Here is an 18,203-nt window from a genome sequence, read left to right on the forward strand (position 1 = left end):
CACGTGCCCGGTCGCTCGGCTCTTCGGCGGGGACGGCGGCGCTCTCGGCTTTCTCCCAGCAAGAACCCAGTTTCGGTGCAGGTGCGGTGTGCAAGGTGGATTTCATGAGTGACCAGGACCGCCAGTGGGACGCGCCGCCACCCTCCGCAGCATCCGGGGAGACCGCGCCCGCCCCGGCGTCACCGGCCGCGCCCGCCCCGGCCTCGTCCGCGCCCGCCTCGGGGATTCCGGCCTCCGCGATGCCCGCGTCGGGTGTGCCCGCTTCGAGCGTGCCGGCCTCCGGTGTGCCCTGGGCCACCCCCGGTGACGGGTGGCCCGCGCAGGCCTGGCCGGCCAACGGGCAGGCCCAGACCGCGGAGCTGCCGGCCGCCGGCGCCACCGGGGCGTTCCGTCCCGCGTCGCCGGTCCCGGGCGCCCCGACCACGCCGCTGCCCGGCGTCGGCGCCACCACGGCCTCGTTCCCGGCCGCGCCGGTCACCGCCCCGCAGGGCTACCCCGGTGCGCCGGCCACCCCGGCCTACCAGTCCGGCCCGATGGGCCACCCGGGCCGGCCGGACACGTTCGGGCACCCGGGCCAGCCGGGGCACCCCGTCCAGCCCGGGTTCCCGCCCGGGTTCCCGCCCGCGCCGGGCCGCCCCGGCTGGCCGGGCCAGCCCGCACAGCCCGGCGCGCGGCCCGGGCGCGGCGGGCGGATCGCCGCCGTCGTCGCCGCCGCGGTGGTGCTGTCGGTCGGGTCGGCGTTCGCGGGCGGGCTCGTCGCCACCCGGTTCGCCGACGACCGGGACGGGGGCACCACCGTGGTGACCCGCGACGCCGCGCCGAACCTCGACCGGTCCTCGGTCCGCGGCGTCGCCGAGGCGGTGCTGCCCAGCGTCGTCGACATCAGCACCGGCGAGTCCGAGGGCTCCGGTGTCATCATGACCGCCGACGGCCAGATCATCACCAACAACCACGTCGTGCAGGGCGCCACCAAACTGACCGTCACGTTCAGCAACGGCAAGACCGCCCAGGCCACCGTCGTCGGCACCGACCCCGCCGGAGACATCGCCGTCATCAAGGCCCAGAACGTGTCCGGGCTGGCCGCGGCGAAGTTCGGTGACAGCGACGCCCTGCGGGTCGGTGACACCGTGCTCGCCGTCGGCAGCCCGCTCGGCCTGCAGGGCTCGGTCACCGCCGGCATCGTCAGCGCGCTGCACCGCACGATCAGCTCCGGCCAGCAGGGCGGCAAGTCGATCGCGGACGCCGTCCAGACCGACGCCGCCATCAACCCCGGCAACTCCGGCGGTGCGCTGGTCAACCTGGCCGGCGAAGTCGTCGGGATCAACACCGCCATCGCCACGGCCGGCGAGAACAGCAACGGCAACATCGGGGTCGGCTTCGCCATCTCCGCCAACCGCGCCCGCGCCGCCGCCGAGCAGCTCGCCAAGGGCGGCAAGGTCAGCCACCCGTACCTCGGTGTGCAGTTGGCCGACGGCGTCGGCGGTGCGCTCGTCGGCGGTGTGGTCGCCGGCGGCCCGGCCGACAAGGGCGGCATCAAGAGCGGCGACATCGTGACGAGGATCGGCGGCACCACGATCTCCGACGCCACGGACCTCATCAACGCGGTCCAGGCGGCCAAGGCCGGCGACGAGCTCAAGGTGACCGTCCTGCGGGGCAACGGCGAGCAGACCGTCACGGTGACGCTCGGCGAGTCGCCGTGACCTGGGACACGACGCGGGCCGCCGCGTGTGGTCAGCCGAGTTCCCGGATCAGCGCGCCGTACCTGTGGAAGGCGGGCTTCGGCGTGTAGTCCGAGCGGACCAGCCCGAACTGGTACATCGTGTCGGGGACCGCGCTGTCGGCGTCCCGCAGGGCGAAGTGCTCGTACGTGGTGATGCCCAGCTCCGCCGACGCCCCGTCGACGGTCCGCACGATCCTGTCGAGGACCTCGGCCTGCCGCTCGGGGGAGCGGTCCGGTCCGGTGGCCCAGCCGTTCTCCGTGACGTGGATCGGGGTCCGGCCGGGAATGCCGGCCGCGGCCAGGCTGGTGTGCCGGAATCCGTGGAGGACCCCGCGGACGGCGTCGGTGAGCGCCTCGGCCGGCACCGCACGGAACACGTCGGGGAAGAAGTCCAGGCCGGCGTAGTCCAGCGCGCCCGTGAACTCGCTGCCGCCGAGCCGGCCGAGCCCGGTCCAGAACTCCTGGGCCGGGTCGAAGACCGGCGTCGAGTTGCAGCCGACCCGGACGTCGAGGCCCAGCCGGTCGATCTCGTCGCGGGCGGCGAGGACGCCTTCGACGATCGCGCGGCGCACCGCCGGACGGCCCCCGTCGCCGCCGGGACCGTCGTGGTTGGCCTCCTCGCCCACCTGCAGCGTCGCGAGGGACTCGCCGTGCGTGCGGATGACGGACCGCAGGAACGCCAGCCAGCCGGTCAGGTCGTCGCCCGGCTCGCGGAAGCAGGCGACCAGGTCGAGCCGCCGGCCGCGCACGGCGTGCTGCCACGGCGCCGGCGGCGCCTCGAGGTGCGCGCCGTCCGCGTCGCTGTACTGCACGTAGCCGCGGACCAGGAACGGCCGTTCGCCGTGCAGCTCGTCGAGCCGCTCGGCGATGCGCTGAGCGTCCTCGGGAGGTCCGGGAGTGATGTCACCGTGCTCGTCAGCGCCGAGACCGCCGGCGTAGACACCGAAGAGGAGAGTCATGCGGCCGACGGTACAACTAATTTTGGTGTCACACCAAATTTGTAGTCACGCTATAGTTCGGCCATGGCATTGCGGGCGGAGAAGAAGGCGGCGACGCGCACGGCGCTCGCCGACGCCGCGCTGGCCCTGTTCCTCGAGCGCGGCTTCGACCGGGTCACGGTCGCGGAGGTCGCCGAGGCGGCGCGGGTGTCGGTGAACACGGCGTTCAACTACTTCCCGACCAAGGAGGACCTGTTCTTCGACCGTCAGGACGCGGTGGTGCGCCGCCTGGCCGACGCGGTGTCGTCGCGGCTGCCCGGCGAGTCCCCGGCAGCCGCGGTGCGGGCACTGTTCCTGGCCGAGCTCGACCGTGACGAGCCGACGCTGGGCCTCTCCCCGGGCGCGGCCGGCTTCTGGCGGGTGATCGACGGGAGCGCCGCTTTGCAGGCCCGGGCGCGCCGGCTGACCGAGTCGGCCGAGGCCGCGCTGGCGGCGGTCCTGGCCGGTGCGGTCGGTGAGCGGTCGGCCGGCTGGGCGGCGGCGGTCCTGGCCGGCGTGGACCGGGCCCTGCACGCGGAGATCCGCCGCCGGATGCTCGCCGGCGCCGACCCGGCCGAGGTGCGGGCCGCGATCCGCGCGACGGCCGAGGACGCGTTCGCGGCGGCGGCGCGCGCCCTCGACCCGGGGGGCGAGCGTCGATGAGGACCGCGATCCGCGCGTCCACGTGCCGGTTCTCAGCCCGATGACCGGACGGGCAGCTCCGGCGGCAGCCCGAACAGCGGGAACAGCCGCTCCGGGGACAGGAACGTGGTCGCCGCCGCCACCCGCCCGTCCGGCGCCCCCTCCAGCACGAGCACGGCGAAGGGACGGCCGTCGCGGTACTGCCCGAAGGCCGCGCCACCGTTGGCCGGCACCCGGACGAGCACGTCGCCGCGGCAGGCGTCCGACGCCGCGAGCACGGCGGCGATCCGGTCGCGGCCCCGCAGCCACCAGGTCAGCGGCGGCATCGCCATCGTCGCGTCCTCGTGCAGCAGCGACACCAGCGTCGGCACGTCGTGCGCGGTGAACGCCCGCACGTATCGCCCCAGCAACGCCTCGTCGACCGGCCCGCCGGCCGGCACGGTCGCCAGAGCGGCCCGCGCCCGCTGCAACGCGCTGTTCACCGCCGGCACCGACGTGTCCAGCAGCGCCGCCACCTCGGCCGCGCGCCACGCCAGCACCTCGCGCAGGATCAGCACCGCCCGCTGCTTCGGCGGCAGCGCCTGGAGTGCCGCCACGAACGCGAGCCGGATCGACTCCCGCTGCACCGCCAGCTCGGCCGGATCGCCCTCCGGCGGCACCACGAGGCCGTCCGGCACCGGGCCGACGAAGGCGTCGTCCGGCAGCGTCTCGCCGAAGGCGCCGGGATCGAGGTCGAGGGGGAGTGCCCGCCGCCGGGCGCTGCGCAGCGCGTCGAGGCAGACGTTGGTGGCGATCGTGAACAGCCAGGTCTTCAGTGACGCCCGGGCGGGGTCGAAGCGGCCGGCGTTGCGCCACGCGCGCAGCAGCGTCTCCTGGACCGCGTCCTCGGCGTCGAAGGCCGAGCCGAGCATCCGGTAGCAGTGCCCGGTCAGCGCGACCCGGTGCGCGGCGAGCTCGTCCTCCAGCGGCACGGTTCCACCGTACCGGCGGGCGATGAACATGGGTGTTCGTTCCGTCGCGCGGGCGGTGGTCGACGGCGCGCGGGTCGGGCCGTCGGGCCCAGGGATGCGTGCCGGTCCCGGCCGGTCAGGAGGCGCCCGACATGATGCGGCCGATGTTGGCCGGATCGAAGTACGACGGGATCGGCGTGCTGCCCTGAAGGACCCCGAAGAACCGCGTGCTCTCCGCCGGCGAGGCGGCGATGGTGGCGAACAGCGCGGCGGTCTCCGGCGACGGCGGCTCCATCGACGCGAGCTGGCAGGTCAGCCGGAGTGCCGGCAGGAAGCGCTCGTCACGCGCCCGCACGTAACCGGCCACGGCGGCGTCGAGCTCCCGCTCCCCGTCCGGATCCCCGGACAGCGCGGCGTGGACGGCGTCGGCGAGCAGCCGCGCGCAGACGAAGGCGTCGGTGATGCCCGAGGCCATGCACGGATCCTTGTGGTAACCGGCGTCGCCGACCAGTGCCCAGCCGGGACCGCTGGACTCGCGGAAGAAGTTCGGCACGTCGGCGGTGCCGCGGATCCGCTCGACCCGCTCGCCGGCGGCGACCCGGGCGGCCAGGGCCGGCACCCGCGAGATCGCCTCCAGGTAGTGGCCCTCGACGTCGGTGCGGAACTCGTGGAACCGCTCGATCGGACAGGCGACGAAGACGCAGGCGAGGCCGTCGTTGGTCGGGAACACCACGACGGCGCGGTCGCCCAGTTGGTAGATCTCCGCGCCGGGGCCGGAGACGCCGCGGTAGTAGGCGTAGTAGCAGGCGGTCAGCGACGGCGTGTCGTGGTAGGTGCCGGCGCCGGTCTCGCGGGCGACGATCGAGCGGAGGCCGTCGGCGCCGATGACGAGCTTCGCCTCGACGGGGCCGTCCGGCCCGGTGACGCCGGTGACGCGGCCGGTGTCGTCGCGCAGCAGGCCGTCGACCGCGAAGCCCTCGCGCACCTCGGCGCCGGCGGCGCGGGCGGCGTCGACGAGGATCTTGTCCAGCCGGGTGCGGCGCACGCAGTACGGATGGGCGACGCCGTCGACCGCGGGAGGCGGGCCAGCGATGGTGAACGGCCCGAAGTCCATCGTGAACCGCTCGTGCGGCGGCGCGCCGGTCGCCACGACCGCGTCCAGCAGGCCCCACTCGCGCAGACATGCCATCGCGGGCACGTGCAGCAGGTGCGTCGACAGCACGTCGCTGGGAAACGTCGCCTTGTCGACGAGCAGCACCCGGTGTCCGTGGCGGGCGAGGAGCATGGCGGTGGGGGAGCCGGCGACCCGTGCGCCGACCACGATGGCATCGAACGACACCGGTGCACCCTACCGCGTCGCGCCGGCCGGCACGGCCGGTGCCGATGGTGCCGCGGCCGCCGGCGAAGGGCTGTCCCCACCGCCGCCCGCCCCCAGCAGGACCGCGCCGAGCACCGCCGCGGCGCCCAGGAGCTGCCCCGCCGACAGCGCCTGGCCGAGGACCAGCCAGCCGAGGGCCGCGGCGACGACCGGGCTGAGCAGGCCCAGCAGCGTGACCCGGGCCGGTGCCAGGGCGGTGACACCGCGGAACCACAGGAAGTACGCACCGGCGGTGCCGACCAGCGACAGATACCCGAAGCCGGCCGCGTTCGGCCACGTCACGGTCGGCGGCAGGCCCTCCACCAGTAGCGCGGCGGGTGCGAGGAGCAGGCCGCCGACGGTGAGCTGCCAGCCGGTCAGCGCGAGCAGCGCGGTGCGCCGGTCGGCGAACCCCTCGGGGACGCCCCAGCGGCGGCCGAGCACGGTGCCGAACGACATCGACACCATGCCGCCCGCCGCCGCGGCCAGGCCGATCGGGTCGAGCGCGATCGCCGAGCGCAGCACGAGCAGCGCGACGCCGGCCAGGCCGATCCCGGCGGCGGCGAGCACCCGGCCCGCCGGTCGCTGCCCGAGCAGGCCGAAGGCGAGTCCCGCGACGACGAACGGTCCGAGCGCGCCGAGCACGGCCGCGACGCCGCCGGGCAACCGGTAGGCCGCGACGAACAGCAGCGCGAAGAACAGGCCGATGTTGAGCGTGCCGAGGACGGCCGCCCGCCACCACCAGCGCCGCCCCGGCAGCGGGTTGCGGTGGAGGCGCGCGACGAGCCCGATCAGCAGGAGCCCGGCGGGCAGCGCGCGCAGGGTGCCGGCGAGCAGTGGCCGGCCGGGCGGGAGGAACTCGGTGGTGACCAGGTAGGTGGTGCCCCACACGGCGGGTGCGGCGGCCGTGGCGGCGGGCAGGCTCAGGTTCCTCATGGTTAAGTAGCTTAGCACTAAGCTAATTATGGGCAAGTGGTATCGTGATGCGATGGACGATGTCGACCGGATCGTGGGTCAGTGGGCCCGTGAGCGCCCCGACCTGCAGACCGAGGCGATGGCGGTGTTCGGCCGCATCTACCGCCTGGCCAAGCTGGTCGGCGACCGGCAGGAGAAGGTCTACGGCGGGCTCGGCGTCAACCGCGGCGAGTTCGACGTGCTCGCCACGCTGCGCCGCGCCGGGGAGCCGTTCGAGCTGGCACCGAAGGCCCTGAGCGCCTCGTTGATGCTCACGACCGGCGGCATGACCGGCCGCCTGGACCGGCTCGAGCGGGCCGGGCTGGTCACCCGCTCCCCGGACCCGAGCGACCGGCGCGGCCTGGTCATCACCCTCACCGACCGGGGCCGTGAGCTCGTCGACGAGGCCGTCGGCGCCGGCCTGGCGGTGCAGCGGGAGGTCCTGGAGCGGCTGCCCGGGCCGCGCCGCCGCCAGCTCGACACGCTGCTGCGCGAGCTGCTGGCCACCGCGGAGTCCGACAGGCATTCTTGACCCAGACCCGGCTCAACCCGCCATCGAAGCACTCCGCACCCTCCGCCTGGCCTGGACCGAAGCCGCCGCCCAACCACCCAGGAGGGGGACGGCTCCACCAACCTACGAATCGCCGAACCACACCCGTAGCTGCCTCGCCGGTTCCCGGAGGCGATCTCCTTGGCCGCCGGCCGCCCCTTCGACGAGTTCCACTCCGCCACCGACGTCGACAAGCACCTCCAGGCGTATCTCACGCACCTGCGCGAGCGCGGTCTCGGCCCGGCGCGCAGCCGCCGGTTGCTGACGCAGTACGGGCGGACCAACGGCCACATCGGTGACCTCATCGCCCGGATGCTCGACGTTGACGAGAACATCCAGGTCCCGGCCGCCGCGGTCATGGTCACCACGGGCTGCCAGGAGGCGATGGTCATCGCCCTGCGCGGCATCTGTTCGGGACCGAACGATGTGGTGCTCGCCGCCGAGCCGTGCTACGTCGGCTTCACCGGCGCGGCGCGCATCCTCGGCATCGAGGTGGTGCCGGTGCCGGAGTCCGCCGACGGTCTGCGCCCCGAGACGGTGGCCGCCGTCGCCGCCGTCGCCGCCGACGTCCGGGCGCGCGGCAAGCACCCACGCGCGCTCTATCTCGTGTCCAACTTCGCCAACCCGTCCGGCGTCTCGCTGCCGGTGGCGACCCGCCGCGCGCTGCTCACCGTCGCCGCGGACACCGACCTGCTGATCCTCGAGGACGATCCGTACGGGCTGTTCGGCCTCGACGGCGCGCCCCGCCCGACGCTCAAGTCCCTCGACGACGACCAGCGGGTCATCTACCTCGGCTCGTTCGCCAAGTCGTACTTTCCCGGTGTCCGCGTCGGCTTCCTCGTCGCCGACCAGCCCGTCGTCGACGCCGCCGGCCGGACGGCGCTCGGGCATCCGGTCGACCGGCACCGGTTCGTGGTGGCCCACGCCCACCTCCGTCGATCTTGCAGTTGTGGTGCCCAACAAACCGGGCATTCAGGGAGTGTCGCGGCACCACAACTGCAAGATCGACGCGGAAGAAGTGTGCTAGCGGGGCAGGCGGACGGACTGGACCGTGTGGAAGACGTCGGACGGGTCGTACCGCTGCTTGACCTGCTGGAGGCGCTGGTAGTTGGCGCCGTGGTAGGCGGTTTCCCAGCCGGCCAGCTCGCGGTTCCCGTAGTTCTGGTAGACCTCGCCGGTCAGGTGCGGGCGCAGGTCCTCGGCGAAGTCGTCGACCCAGCTCACGTTGAGGTCGGTATCCTCGTCGCCCTGCCACTGCGAGATGATCGAGACGTAGTGCAGCGGGGAGCGGTGGACGAAGGCCGTAGCGTCCTGCGGGACCCGGGCGATCGCGCCGCCGGCCAGCAGGTCGAAGCGGACCATCGAGAAGCCCGACGGCATGCGGCGGAAGTGATCGGCCAGCTTGGCGAAGGCCGGCTCGTCGAAGCCGTCGGGGGCGAAGTACCCGCCGAGCCACTTCGACTGCAGGCCGTAGACGATCTCCTCGCCCATGCCCTGCATAAGGTCGAAGTACGACGTCTCACCCATCGACGAGAACAGCGGCTCGCCCAGGGCGGCCAGCGGTGCCAGGGCGGCCGCGGCCTCCGCCGGCGGGCCGACGTACATCCCGTACACGCCGATGACCTGCTCGCCCTCCGGGTACGGGTCGGTGGTGAGCAGCAGGCACAGCGCGAGCTTCTCGTCGGCCCGGTCCGCGTAGAGATCGCGGTAGGCGCGGAAGACCTCCTCGGCCTTCGCCATCGGCCACGCGATCATGCCGCCGACGACGGTCTTCGGCACCGGGTTGAGCCGGTACGTCAACGAGGTCACCACGCCGAAACCCGCGCCGCCGGCGCCACGCAGCGCCCAGAACAGGTCCGGGTGCTCCGTCTCGGAGGCCCGCAGGACCTGCCCCTCGGCGTCCACCACGGTCGCCTCCAGGATGTGGTCGCAGCCCAGGCCGAAGGTGCGGCCGAGCGGCCCGTAACCGCCGCCCAGGCTGTAGCCGGCGTTGCTCACCGTCGGGCACTCGCCGCCGGGGCCGGCCAGCCCGTACTCCAGGCCGTCCGCGCCGGTGAAGGAGTGCTCCACGTAGGTGACCTTGTCGATGTCGCGCCAGCCGATGCCGGGGCCCACCGTGACCGTGGCCGCCGCGGGGTCGAACGCGACGGCGCGCATGCCGCCCACGTCGACCACGACGCCGCCCTCCACGAGCGACAGCCCGCTGGCGTGGTGGCCGCCGCCGCGGACCGACAGCGGCAGACCGTTGTCGCGGGCGAACCGGATCGCCGCCGCCACGTCGGCCTCGCCGGCGCACTGGGCGATGAGCGCCGGACGGGTCCGCACGCGGGTGTTGAACAGGACCCGCGCGGCCTCGTAGCCGGGGTCGTAAGGGGTGATCAGCCTGCCGGTGAAGGACGCGAGTCCGGAGAGGTCGAGCCGCATCCGGCCGATCTTGTCACCGTCGCGGGGTCACGGCAAGGGTGGCGAACTCGGCGACGAGGCGGCGCAGCCGGCCGATCACCGGCCGCTCGCCGAGCCGCCCGGCGAGCAGGTCCGTCACCGAGCGGTAGTTCCACAGCAACTCGTCGGCGGTGCGGGTGCTGTGCTCGAACAGCGCCGGGCCGAACCGGTGCAGGTCGTCCACAAGGGACTGTAGGCCGCACACCTTGTCGGCGGCGATGACCAGCAGCGACTCGTCGGAGGCCGCCGCCATCCGGCCGAGGTGGGCGCGCTTGCGCTCCCACCAGGTGAGGCGGGTGCGCTCGTCGGCGTCGGCGTCGGTGCAGTCGTGGACGATACGGTAGACGTCGTCGCCGAAGGCGTCGCGCAGCTCGGACCGCGACGTCGGCTGGTCCTCCAGCACGTCGTGCAGCAGCGCGCCGATCGCGACGGTTTCGTCGCCGCCCTCCTCCAGGACGATGGCGCACGTCGCCAGCAGATGGGAGACGTACGGCGTGCCGGTGTTGTGCCGGACCTGGCCGGTGTGCCGGCGCGCGGCGAACGCGAGTGCCTCCTCGAACCGCGGCGACAGCACCGGCGACCACCTATCCCAGCATCGCCGCCACGTCGGACAACTGGCGGACGACCTCGGCGCGATCCAGCCGGCGACCCAGTTGCAGGCCGCCCCGGGGCGGCGGCTCGCCGGGCCGGTAGTACACCCGCGACCGGCGGCGCTCCCGGGGACCGCGCAACACCAGTGTCGCGCACGCGGCGGCCCGGTCGGTGACCGCCTGGTGGACGACCGCGGACGTGACGGCGTAGTGGCCTTCGAGCGGTCGGCGGTCCACGGTGCGCACCGGCGCCAGCCGAGCCTCGCCGTCGTGGGTCACGTGGGCCAGCCGGCCGCCGAGATACGGCCGGTAGGTGAACCGGCGCCAGGCGTCCCCGCCCGGCGCCTCCTCGAGTTCGACGAAGTGCTGCCGCCCGCCCAGCAGGACCGAGATGAACGGGAACCGGTGGTCGTGCGGGCGGGAGACGTCGGGTGCGGCGCCCGGCGACGCCGGCCAGTAGTGCAGGGTGAGCCGGGAGCGGTCCGCGTGTTCGGCGGCGACGATCTTCGTGAAACCGTTGACGTGCCGGTACGGCGCACCGGCCGGCCACTGCCCGCCGCGCGCGGACGCGAGGAGCCGGTCGAGCACCTCCACGACGCCGGCACGGTCGAGCAGGAGGTCCTGCGGAAGGACGTCACCCACAGCGGATCTCCGCATAGCTGCAGCGTGGCACGGATCGGGCACAGCGGGCGGCGGATCGCGCCACGGTCATGCCTGTATAGATATCAGCTTGCGCGCGCCGGGGGTGTCATCGGCGGGTGAATCGTTCGGCCGCGTCGAGGACCCGCTTCACGGCCTCGCCGGTCGCTTCGCGCAGCAGCCGGGCGGGCGAGCGACCGGCCACCCCGGCGGCGCCGACCTCGCGCAGCCACCCGGCGGCGGCTCCCAGCCGGTTGGCCCGGGCGAACGTGTCGGCGACCTCGACGGCACCCTGGAGGCGCTCCTCGATCTCACGCCGGCGGCGCCGGTCGGCCCGCCAGCGGTGGAACTCGCCCACGGTGACGGCGCCCGCGATGTACGCGGTCAGCTCCTCACCCAGCAGCGCAAGGCAGCGGTCGACGCCACTGCGCGCCGTCGCCGGGCGGGTCGTGCCCCGCAGCACCTGCGCCGTCATACTGCCGACGCTACCGCCCGGCGGCCGTCCCGGCGACCGCCGAACGGGCGGTTGGCACGTTCACCCGGTCACCACGGCGGGCGGCAGGTAGAAGTCCGACACGTCCTGGGCGAGCAGGTCGAGCACCGGCGCGCCGTTGTCCAGCGCCGCCGCGAACGCCGCCCAGGAGTCGAGCCGGTGGCCGCCGGCCTCGGGGAACTCGCCGCGGGTGAGGTACCGTGGGAGGAGGAACGCGTTCTGGACCAGCCAGTGGACGTACCCTCCCTCCTCACCCCAGCCGGGCAGCTCCTTCGTCGACGTCAGGTAGGCCCGCAGCTCCGCGGCGCTGGACCAGCGCACCATCCGCGACTCGTTCGTCAGGTGCCGGATATAGGGGTTGTACAGGAGGGTGCCGCCGAGCCCGAAGTGCTCGCGGAACTGCTCCCACAGCAGCCGCTCGTCGCTGCCGGCGTAGGCCATGACCTGCGCCGCCGGCTCGGTGTCCAGCAGGTGGTGCAGGTACGCCCACGTGGTCAGCGGGGTGAGCAGCCGGTTGGCGTCCTTGCTCAGCAGCGTCTGCACGATCGCGGCGGCGTTCTGCTCCAGGTCGTGCAGCGCCAGGTGGGGCACCACCTTGATCGCGGCCAGCACGCTGTAGAGCGACGGGTTGCGCTCACCGTAGAAGATCCGCGCCACCGACCACGGGTCCGTGGGGCGCAGCAGGCTCGGCTCCCGGTGCGATTCCTCGATGTAGTCGTGCAGCGAGACGACCGACGGGTCGGCGGCCGGGTCGATCCGGCGCATCCAGCGCCGCAGGTCGGCGGCGAACGCCACGCCGAGCTCCGCACGCTCCGCCACGCCCAAGTCGTCGAGGCAGACCACCACCCGCACGCCGCGCTGGCTCAGCGCCGCCGCGGTGAGCGCCTGGACCGCGTTGATCAGCGACGCCTGGCCCCGCAGGCGCACCGGCCAGAACAGCAGCCGCGGCGGCTGCGGCTCACCGGCCCAGTCGACGCCCCAGCCGTACCGCCGCTCAAGCTGGCGCAGCAGCGGCAGGACGGCGGCGGGCGCGACGTTGCCCGGCTGCGAGAAGAGCTCACGCTCCCAGTCGAGGTGCCGCACCCGGCGGCGCGGGTCGGCCCGCGGCGCGGTCGCCGGCACCTGGAGGCGGTCGGCGAGCCGGGTGAACAGCTCGTCGCCGTCGACGCCCGGGTAGTAGGCCGCCAGGTCGCCGAGCCGCTCGGAGAGCGCGGCCGACGGGCCGCCGTCCTCTTGCAGCGCCCACAGCACCCGCACCGGCCGGACCTCGCGGACCGCGCGCAGCGCGCCGGTCACCACGTCGTCCCATCCGCTGTAGCCGACGACGACCACCCGGTCGCCGGTGATCAGATCGGCGATCGCCCGGCACGCCGCCGCCGACGCCTGCGCGTCGGGCGCCGGGTCGTGCAGCAGCGGCGAGCGGGCGGCCTCGCCGACCGGGCGCCAGAACCCGTGCAGGTGGAACACCTGGACGGCGCCCTCGCTCTCCGGCCGCCGGTCCGGGCGGCCGGCGGCGTCGACCGGGACGCTCAGCGCCTGCCGGCCGGTCAGCCGCACCGCCACCTCGAGCATCGGGTCGAAGTTCGTGGTCAGCACGCTGTTGCCGAACTCGTCGGGACGCCACGCCAGCAGGCGGCCCACGGCCCGTACGCCCGCCGGGAGCTCCCACCAGTCCAGACTGTTCTCCACCCGCTCGCCCAGCCGCAGGTCGACCCGCTGCCAGATGCCGTGCGTCGCCAGGGGCGAGCTGGCCAGGTCGGGTGCCCGGTAACCGGCGAGCACCGCCTGCTGGGCGATCACGTCGAACTCGCCGGGGGAGCGCCGGGCGGTGAAGACCCGCCGGTACGCGAGGTACACCTCGATCGGCGCGGCCCGCGCGTCCAGCTCCTCGCGGGCCTGCCGCAGCGCCTGGGTGAGCTCGCCGTCGTCGCCGAGCCCCGCCGCGTACCGCTCGGCGAGCGCCACGATCCCGGCGAGCCCCGGCACCGCGGGCATGGTCATCCCCGCGCCGAGAATGAGCGTGATCTGCTCACCGCGGCCGATGGCCTCGGCGATCTCGTCGAGCAGCGTCATCCGGGGCGTCATCCGGAGTCCCCCCGAGCGCGTGCGTGCAGCGTCGTCCACAGCTCCCGCGGCCGGCTGGAATGCACCTCCCGCACGTCGGAGTCGCTGAGCAGCAGCAGACCGCCGTCGATGTCGGACTCTAGCTGCTCCGGCCCCCAGCCGAGATAGCCGGAGAACAGCCGCAGCCCGGCGATCACCGGCGCGAGCGGCGCCGGGTCGGCCGACAGCGCGATCACCCCGAGCCGCTCCCGCACCGGCCGGAACCGCAGCGGCGGCTCGACGTCGGGGCGCAGCCGGGCGACCGCGACGAACCCCTCGGCGCGGCTCAGCGGCCCGGCGTCGAACACGACCGCCGGCGGGGTGAGCAGCCGCCGCCAGCCCGCCGTGATCTCGGCCGGCAGCGGATGCCCGGTCGGGGTGTTGATCCGCACGCCGACCGCGCCGCGGCCCCGCTCGTGCCGCAGGATCAGCACCGCGGCCTGGCGCAGGTCGCGGTCGTCGACGGCGGCCGTCGCCACCACGACCCGCCCGACCAGGTCACGGTGGTGCCGGGCGGCGTTGCGCACCAGCGCGAGCTCGTCGCCGGCGTTACCCGTGCGCAGCTCCGGCAGCTCGAAGCCGCGCTCCCGCAGCCGCAGCGTGACCTCCCGCCAGACGGTGCGCACGTCGAGGACGGCCGGCCGGTCCGGCAGCCCGCCGCGCAGCACCCGCAGCAGCTCGCCGGTGAACGCGGTGTACGGCTCGCCGGGCGGCGCCTGCGCGGTCCGGTTGCGCGGCGCCGACACCAGCAGGCAGGTTTCGTCGGTGCCGGCCTGGTCGGCGACGACCTGGGTGCCGGACTCGCCGGCCGCCATGTGCCCGGCCGCCCGGCCGGCATAGCAGCAGTCGAGGATCACCAGGCGGCGCCGGGCCCGGCTCGCCGCCACCGCCCGCCGGAGGTGCTCGAAGGGCAGGCCGGCCTCGTGCGGCACCGCCGGATCCGTGTCCCGCAGGGCCAGCGCCAGGCTGCCGTCGACCGGGTCGACGAGCCCGTGCCCCGCGTAGTAGACGACGAGCATCCCCTCCGGCTGCACCTCGTCGGCGGCCCGGCGCAGCTCCCGGCTCACCAGCCGCGGGTCGTCGTGGTCGGCGAGCACCGTGCAGTGCTCCGGGGCGAGGCCCCACAGATCGGGGTCGGCGAACACGCCGCTGAGCGCGATGAGGTTGCGCGCCACCGCCGGCACCTCGGGCAGCGCACCGTATCGTGCGCTTCCGACGAGCACGGCCCGCGACGCCCGCGGGTCGGCCAGCTCCGCCATGGGCCTACCCGTCGAGGGCCCGCGCCGCCGCGGCGACCGCCTCAGGATCGGACGACTCGATGCGCACCGTCGCGCCGTCGGGGTCGGTGCGGGTCAGCACCACGGCCGGTGCCTGAGGCCGGGCCCGCCGCCAGTTGGAGATGGCCAGCAGCAACTGCCCGACGGACAGCCCGGTGCCGAGCACCAGGCTGATGATCTCCACCGCGCCGCTGAGCTCGCCCGGACGGGCCGCGGTGGACAGGCCGATCTCCTGCCGCGCGATGCCCGGCTCGCCGATCAGCCAGCGTTGCAGCGACAGCAGGACGTCGATGTCGGGGGCCGGGCCGTTGTCGAGGGCCTCGAGGTGGAGCTGCAAGCGCACTGGTCAACCCGGGGTGTGAGAGGTCGGATACTTCGAACCCTATCGAACCCGTGCAACGGTTGTCATGCCCCCCGTTCCCGCCGCGCGTCAGGTCGGGACCGCCGCCTCATCCGTGCGTCCACATAGGATGATCCGGCGACGCCTCCGTCGGCGGGACGGTTGGGGCCACCGCGCCGTGGCCGCACGCGGATCCGGTGCCCCGTTCACGTGGAATCTCACCACGAGACCGTTACACCTGGGTCAGTCCGGGGAACCGGACAACGCATGGGCGAGAGTGTGTTGGTGTTCGCGCCGGTGCCGGTGCTCACGGTGACTGTCGAGCAGCAGGTCGAGGCGGTCGAGTTGCACCTGCACCCGGGCGGGCAGGGCGTGTGGCAGGCGCGCATGATCTCCGCGCTCGGCAGTCCGGTGACGCTGTGCGCGGCGCTGGGCGGCGAGACCGGTGAGGCGCTGTCGAAGCTCATCGAGGACCAGGGCCTGACCCTGCGGGCCGTGCGGCGCTCCGGCGAAAGCGGCTGGTACGTCCACGACCGCCGTCAGGGCCAGCGCCGGGAGATCGCCGCCGCCCCCGGTGCGCCGCTGGCCCGCCACGACCTCGACGAGCTGCACAACCTGGCGCTCGCCGAGGGCCTGAAGTCGGCGGTGGCGGTGCTCAGCGGCCCCGCCGACCCGTCCGTGGTGGCCGCGGACGTCTACCGCCGCCTCGCCATGGACCTGGCCGGCAACGGCGTGCGGGTCGTCGCGGACCTGTCCGGCACCTACCTGGACGCGGTCGCCGGCGCCGGGGTGGCGGTCCTCAAGGTCAGCCACGAGGAGCTGCTCGACCACGGCCGGGCGGCCTCGGCCTCGCTGGAGGACCTGGTCGAGGCCGGGCGCCGTCTGAAGGGCGAAGGAGCGGAGGTGGTACTGGTGAGCCGCGCCGAAGAGCCGGCCCTCGCGTTCTTCGACGACCGGGTCATGCTGGTCCGCGTGCCGCCGCTCCAGGTCGTCGAGCACCGGGGCGCCGGCGACTCGATGAGCGCCGGCGTGGCCGCGGTGCTGGCCCGGGGCGGCACGATCGAGGAGGCCATCCGCACCGGCGCCGCGGCGGGCGCGCTGAACGTCACCCGTCACGGCCTGGGCACCGGCCGCGCTGAGGCGATCGCCGAGCTGATCCCGCGGGTCGAGCTGGAGCCGCTCCGGAGCTAGAGATCGAAGATCGGACGGGCGAGCCGCCGAACCGCGCCACGGTCAGGACTCTGCCGGCCGCGGCTCGGGATTCGCGGCCACGGAGACTCGGCGCTGCTTCCCGGCTCCGGGCCGGTTCCGGCGGGCGTTCCGCCGCAATCCGCCGCCAGGCCGCTCGATCCCATGATCATGGGAACGATGTGGCTGCCCCGACAGCCAGGTCTTTCCCATGATCTGGAGTTGCCCGGCCCGGAGCGTGCCGCCCGTGTCCGGGCACCTCGACGCAGACGGCGATCGGATCGGGAGCCGCGCTAGAACAGCCTGATCGCCGCGCGGCGGGCCGTGCGGCGGGCCTTGCCGAGCCGGGACAGGGCCTGCCGGCCGTGCTCGTCCTGCCGGGCGTGGAGCAGCCCGTACGTGAACGCGTTGTCGCCGTCGGCGTGCGCCCGAACGGCGTAGTCGCGCAGCAGCGCACCGGTCACCAGCGAGTCCTGGTGCGCGCCCAACACGTCCTGGAGGTCGGTGAGCCGGTCGGCGAGCCTCCCCGCCGGCTTGCCGGCGAACGGTTCGATCAGCTCCGCCGCGTATCGCGCCCGCTTGTACGCCTTCCGCGCCTCGTGCAGCCGCTCGTCCCGCGTCGGCTGCCCGGCCCGCGGCGGCGCGCCCTCCCGCGGCGGCTCAGGGGTCCGCAGCGCCGCGGCGAGCCGCCGGTCGGCCCGGCGCAGCGCCTTGCGGGCCAGCCGGCGCAGCCGGCTCCGACCGATCCGCCCGCCCGCGCCGGCCCCGCCGGTGATCCGGCCGCCCGCGCCGGCCCCGCCGGTGATCCGGCCGCCCGCGCCGGCCCCGCCGCCGGTGGCCCCGTCGACGAGCGCGTCGATGTCGGTGAGCAGCCTCGTGTACCGGTCGCTGTCGAGGCCGGCGACGAGCTCCTCGCGGGCGGTCGCGCGGCGCTCGGCGAGGCGCTCGCGGATCCGGTCGGCGACCGGGCCGAGCACCAGCTCCGGCGGCTCGGCGGCGACGAGCGCGGCGAGGTGGTCGCCGATCACGTCCCGGTCGCGAACCGCGCCGAGCAGGCCGGTCAGCCACTTGACCTCGTCGTGCAGGCGGTCCAGGTCGGCGTCGGCGGGCAGGACCGAGGCGAACGAGCGCAGCGTCGAGCGCAGCCGCCGGGTGCCGACCCGCATCTTGTGCACCGCCTCGACGTCGCCGTCGCGGACGGCCGGGTCGTGCTCGACGATCGCGTCGCGCTGCGCCCGCAGGTAGTCCGTCAGGGCCCGCCGCCCGGCCGACCCGCCGTCGCCGGCACCGGCCGGTGCGTCGGCCGGTGCGGCGGGATAGTCGTCGCCGAGAGCCTGGGCGAGCTTCGACGGGCTCGCCGACGGCCGTGCGCCCGCCGCCCGCAGCGCGGCGTCGAGCTCGTCGAGCGCCTCCCGCGCGCCGTCGACGAGCTCGACCTCCAGCTCCCGCCACCGCCGCACGGGCCGGCTGCCGAAGAGCGACTCGGTGGTCACCGTGTCGTCGGCGACGAGCGCGACGGTGCTCCCGGCGGCGTCCCGCAGGGGCCGCTCGACGCGGTGGGTGCGGATGCGGGCGACCGGCCGGAGGTCCTCGCCGCGGGTGAGCGCGCGGACCTGGCCGGTGATCTCGCCCGGCGGCTCGGTCCGGTCCTCGGACCCGGGCACCTGGAGCTCGCTGCGCTCGCCGCCGGAGGGGCGCTTGAGGTGCCAGCCGGCGTCATGGCCGCCGCTGCGGCGGCGCAGCGTGGCCCGGCCGCGGGCCAGGCGCAGGCCAGGGGTGTCGTAGTAGACGGCGTCGAGCCGTAGCTCCTCGGCCTCGCCGACGGATTCGACCCCGCCGACCCCGGTGAGTGCCGGCAGCGCGAAATCGGCGGGCAGCTCGTACTTCCGTTCCACTTCGAGTTTTCCGGCCATGGCGACAAGTTTCCCCGCGGATGACTGATCGGCAAACAACAGTCGGCCGGATCGCAACGGTCCGCGGC

At 74.7% G+C, this 18,203-nt stretch carries 16 protein-coding genes and 2 pseudogenes; 5 read left to right on the forward strand and 13 right to left on the reverse strand.

Going from position 1 to position 18,203, the window contains the following annotated elements; translation table 11 throughout:
* The first annotated feature begins 104 nt into the window (after window positions 1–104).
* Window positions 105–1,700 carry a S1C family serine protease gene (locus Drose_RS11795; RefSeq protein ID WP_260728211.1) on the forward strand — a complete coding sequence of 532 codons (1,596 nt, stop codon included), beginning with the start codon at window positions 105–107 and terminating at the stop codon, window positions 1,698–1,700.
* Between the two features lie 31 nt (window positions 1,701–1,731).
* Here the strand turns inward: Drose_RS11795 and Drose_RS11800 are convergent, their stop codons facing one another.
* Window positions 1,732–2,679 carry a hypothetical protein gene (locus Drose_RS11800; protein ID WP_260728212.1) on the reverse strand — a complete coding sequence of 316 codons (948 nt, stop codon included), beginning with the start codon at window positions 2,677–2,679 and terminating at the stop codon, window positions 1,732–1,734.
* Between the two features lie 63 nt (window positions 2,680–2,742).
* Here Drose_RS11800 and Drose_RS11805 point away from each other — a divergent pair, with 63 nt between their 5' ends.
* On the forward strand, window positions 2,743–3,360 hold the full coding sequence (locus Drose_RS11805) for a TetR/AcrR family transcriptional regulator (protein WP_260728213.1): 618 nt from the start codon (window positions 2,743–2,745) through the stop codon (window positions 3,358–3,360).
* 32 nt (window positions 3,361–3,392) lie between these two features.
* On the opposite strand, the gene Drose_RS11810 is transcribed toward Drose_RS11805, so the two are convergent.
* From Drose_RS11810 to Drose_RS11820, 3 genes are all read right to left on the reverse strand, one after another.
* Window positions 3,393–4,310, reverse strand: coding sequence for an RNA polymerase subunit sigma-70 (locus tag Drose_RS11810; protein ID WP_260728214.1), 918 nt, complete (start codon window positions 4,308–4,310; stop codon window positions 3,393–3,395).
* A 115-nt stretch (window positions 4,311–4,425) separates the two neighbouring features.
* Window positions 4,426–5,628, reverse strand: coding sequence for an NAD(P)/FAD-dependent oxidoreductase (locus tag Drose_RS11815; protein WP_260728215.1), 1,203 nt, complete (start codon window positions 5,626–5,628; stop codon window positions 4,426–4,428).
* Between the two features lie 9 nt (window positions 5,629–5,637).
* Window positions 5,638–6,582: an EamA family transporter gene (locus Drose_RS11820; protein ID WP_260728216.1), complete on the reverse strand. Its 945-nt coding sequence runs from the start codon at window positions 6,580–6,582 to the stop codon at window positions 5,638–5,640.
* Between the two features lie 52 nt (window positions 6,583–6,634).
* On the opposite strand from Drose_RS11820, the gene Drose_RS11825 reads away from it, so the two are divergent.
* Both Drose_RS11825 and Drose_RS11830 read left to right on the forward strand, forming a co-directional pair.
* Window positions 6,635–7,132, forward strand: a complete 498-nt coding sequence (locus Drose_RS11825; RefSeq protein WP_260728217.1) for a MarR family winged helix-turn-helix transcriptional regulator — start codon at window positions 6,635–6,637, stop codon at window positions 7,130–7,132.
* 276 nt (window positions 7,133–7,408) lie between these two features.
* Window positions 7,409–7,978, forward strand: a pseudogene (locus Drose_RS11830) (aminotransferase class I/II-fold pyridoxal phosphate-dependent enzyme); the annotation flags it as partial.
* Between the two features lie 195 nt (window positions 7,979–8,173).
* On the opposite strand, the gene Drose_RS11835 reads toward Drose_RS11830, so the two are convergent.
* From Drose_RS11835 to Drose_RS11865, 8 genes and pseudogenes are all read right to left on the reverse strand, one after another.
* The gene (locus Drose_RS11835; RefSeq protein ID WP_260728218.1) at window positions 8,174–9,574 is read right to left on the reverse strand and encodes an FAD-binding oxidoreductase; all 1,401 of its coding nucleotides are present in this window, start codon (window positions 9,572–9,574) and stop codon (window positions 8,174–8,176) included.
* 13 nt (window positions 9,575–9,587) lie between these two features.
* Window positions 9,588–10,166, reverse strand: coding sequence for an HD domain-containing protein (locus Drose_RS11840; RefSeq protein WP_260728219.1), 579 nt, complete (start codon window positions 10,164–10,166; stop codon window positions 9,588–9,590).
* A gap of 10 nt (window positions 10,167–10,176) precedes the next feature.
* A complete protein-coding gene (locus Drose_RS11845; RefSeq protein ID WP_260728220.1) occupies window positions 10,177–10,824 on the reverse strand; it encodes a hypothetical protein in 648 nt (215 codons plus the stop codon).
* Window positions 10,825–10,930: 106 nt separating this feature from the next.
* Window positions 10,931–11,296: a hypothetical protein gene (locus Drose_RS11850; RefSeq protein WP_260728221.1), complete on the reverse strand. Its 366-nt coding sequence runs from the start codon at window positions 11,294–11,296 to the stop codon at window positions 10,931–10,933.
* A gap of 60 nt (window positions 11,297–11,356) precedes the next feature.
* Complete coding sequence (locus Drose_RS11855) at window positions 11,357–13,399, reverse strand: SIR2 family protein (protein WP_260728222.1); 2,043 nt, start codon at window positions 13,397–13,399, stop codon at window positions 11,357–11,359.
* On the reverse strand, window positions 13,396–13,944 hold the full coding sequence (locus Drose_RS39020) for a YqgE/AlgH family protein (RefSeq protein ID WP_390891434.1): 549 nt from the start codon (window positions 13,942–13,944) through the stop codon (window positions 13,396–13,398). The genes Drose_RS11855 and Drose_RS39020 overlap by 4 nt, the downstream gene beginning before the upstream one ends.
* A 117-nt stretch (window positions 13,945–14,061) precedes the next feature.
* Window positions 14,062–14,676: pseudogene (locus Drose_RS39025) on the reverse strand (caspase, EACC1-associated type); the annotation flags it as partial.
* A 4-nt stretch (window positions 14,677–14,680) separates the two neighbouring features.
* Window positions 14,681–15,037, reverse strand: a complete 357-nt coding sequence (locus Drose_RS11865; RefSeq protein ID WP_260728224.1) for an effector-associated constant component EACC1 — start codon at window positions 15,035–15,037, stop codon at window positions 14,681–14,683.
* Window positions 15,038–15,301: 264 nt separating this feature from the next.
* Here Drose_RS11865 and Drose_RS11870 point away from each other — a divergent pair, with 264 nt between their 5' ends.
* On the forward strand, window positions 15,302–16,225 hold the full coding sequence (locus Drose_RS11870) for a 1-phosphofructokinase family hexose kinase (RefSeq protein WP_260728225.1): 924 nt from the start codon (window positions 15,302–15,304) through the stop codon (window positions 16,223–16,225).
* Window positions 16,226–16,515: 290 nt separating this feature from the next.
* On the opposite strand, the gene Drose_RS11875 is transcribed toward Drose_RS11870, so the two are convergent.
* Window positions 16,516–18,135 (reverse strand): CYTH and CHAD domain-containing protein, encoded by a 1,620-nt coding sequence (locus Drose_RS11875; RefSeq protein ID WP_260728226.1) that lies wholly within the window; start codon window positions 18,133–18,135, stop codon window positions 16,516–16,518.
* Window positions 18,136–18,203 lie beyond the last annotated feature (68 nt).

Source organism: Dactylosporangium roseum (assembly GCF_025264685.1).
GTDB lineage: Bacteria > Actinomycetota > Actinomycetes > Mycobacteriales > Micromonosporaceae > Dactylosporangium > Dactylosporangium roseum.

What these genes read in the sequence shown, in the direction of transcription:
- Drose_RS11795 (WP_260728211.1), top strand. Translation starts at nt 105, where the DNA reads ATGAGTGACCAGGACCGCCAGTGGGACGCGCCGCCACCCTCCGCAGCA.
- Drose_RS11800 (WP_260728212.1), bottom strand. Translation starts at nt 2,679, where the DNA reads ATGACTCTCCTCTTCGGTGTCTACGCCGGCGGTCTCGGCGCTGACGAG.
- Drose_RS11805 (WP_260728213.1), top strand. Translation starts at nt 2,743, where the DNA reads ATGGCATTGCGGGCGGAGAAGAAGGCGGCGACGCGCACGGCGCTCGCC.
- Drose_RS11820 (WP_260728216.1), bottom strand. Translation starts at nt 6,582, where the DNA reads ATGAGGAACCTGAGCCTGCCCGCCGCCACGGCCGCCGCACCCGCCGTG.
- Drose_RS11825 (WP_260728217.1), top strand. Translation starts at nt 6,635, where the DNA reads ATGGACGATGTCGACCGGATCGTGGGTCAGTGGGCCCGTGAGCGCCCC.
- Drose_RS11835 (WP_260728218.1), bottom strand. Translation starts at nt 9,574, where the DNA reads ATGCGGCTCGACCTCTCCGGACTCGCGTCCTTCACCGGCAGGCTGATC.
- Drose_RS11850 (WP_260728221.1), bottom strand. Translation starts at nt 11,296, where the DNA reads ATGACGGCGCAGGTGCTGCGGGGCACGACCCGCCCGGCGACGGCGCGC.
- Drose_RS11855 (WP_260728222.1), bottom strand. Translation starts at nt 13,399, where the DNA reads ATGACGCCCCGGATGACGCTGCTCGACGAGATCGCCGAGGCCATCGGC.
- Drose_RS11870 (WP_260728225.1), top strand. Translation starts at nt 15,302, where the DNA reads ATGGGCGAGAGTGTGTTGGTGTTCGCGCCGGTGCCGGTGCTCACGGTG.
- Drose_RS11875 (WP_260728226.1), bottom strand. Translation starts at nt 18,135, where the DNA reads ATGGCCGGAAAACTCGAAGTGGAACGGAAGTACGAGCTGCCCGCCGAT.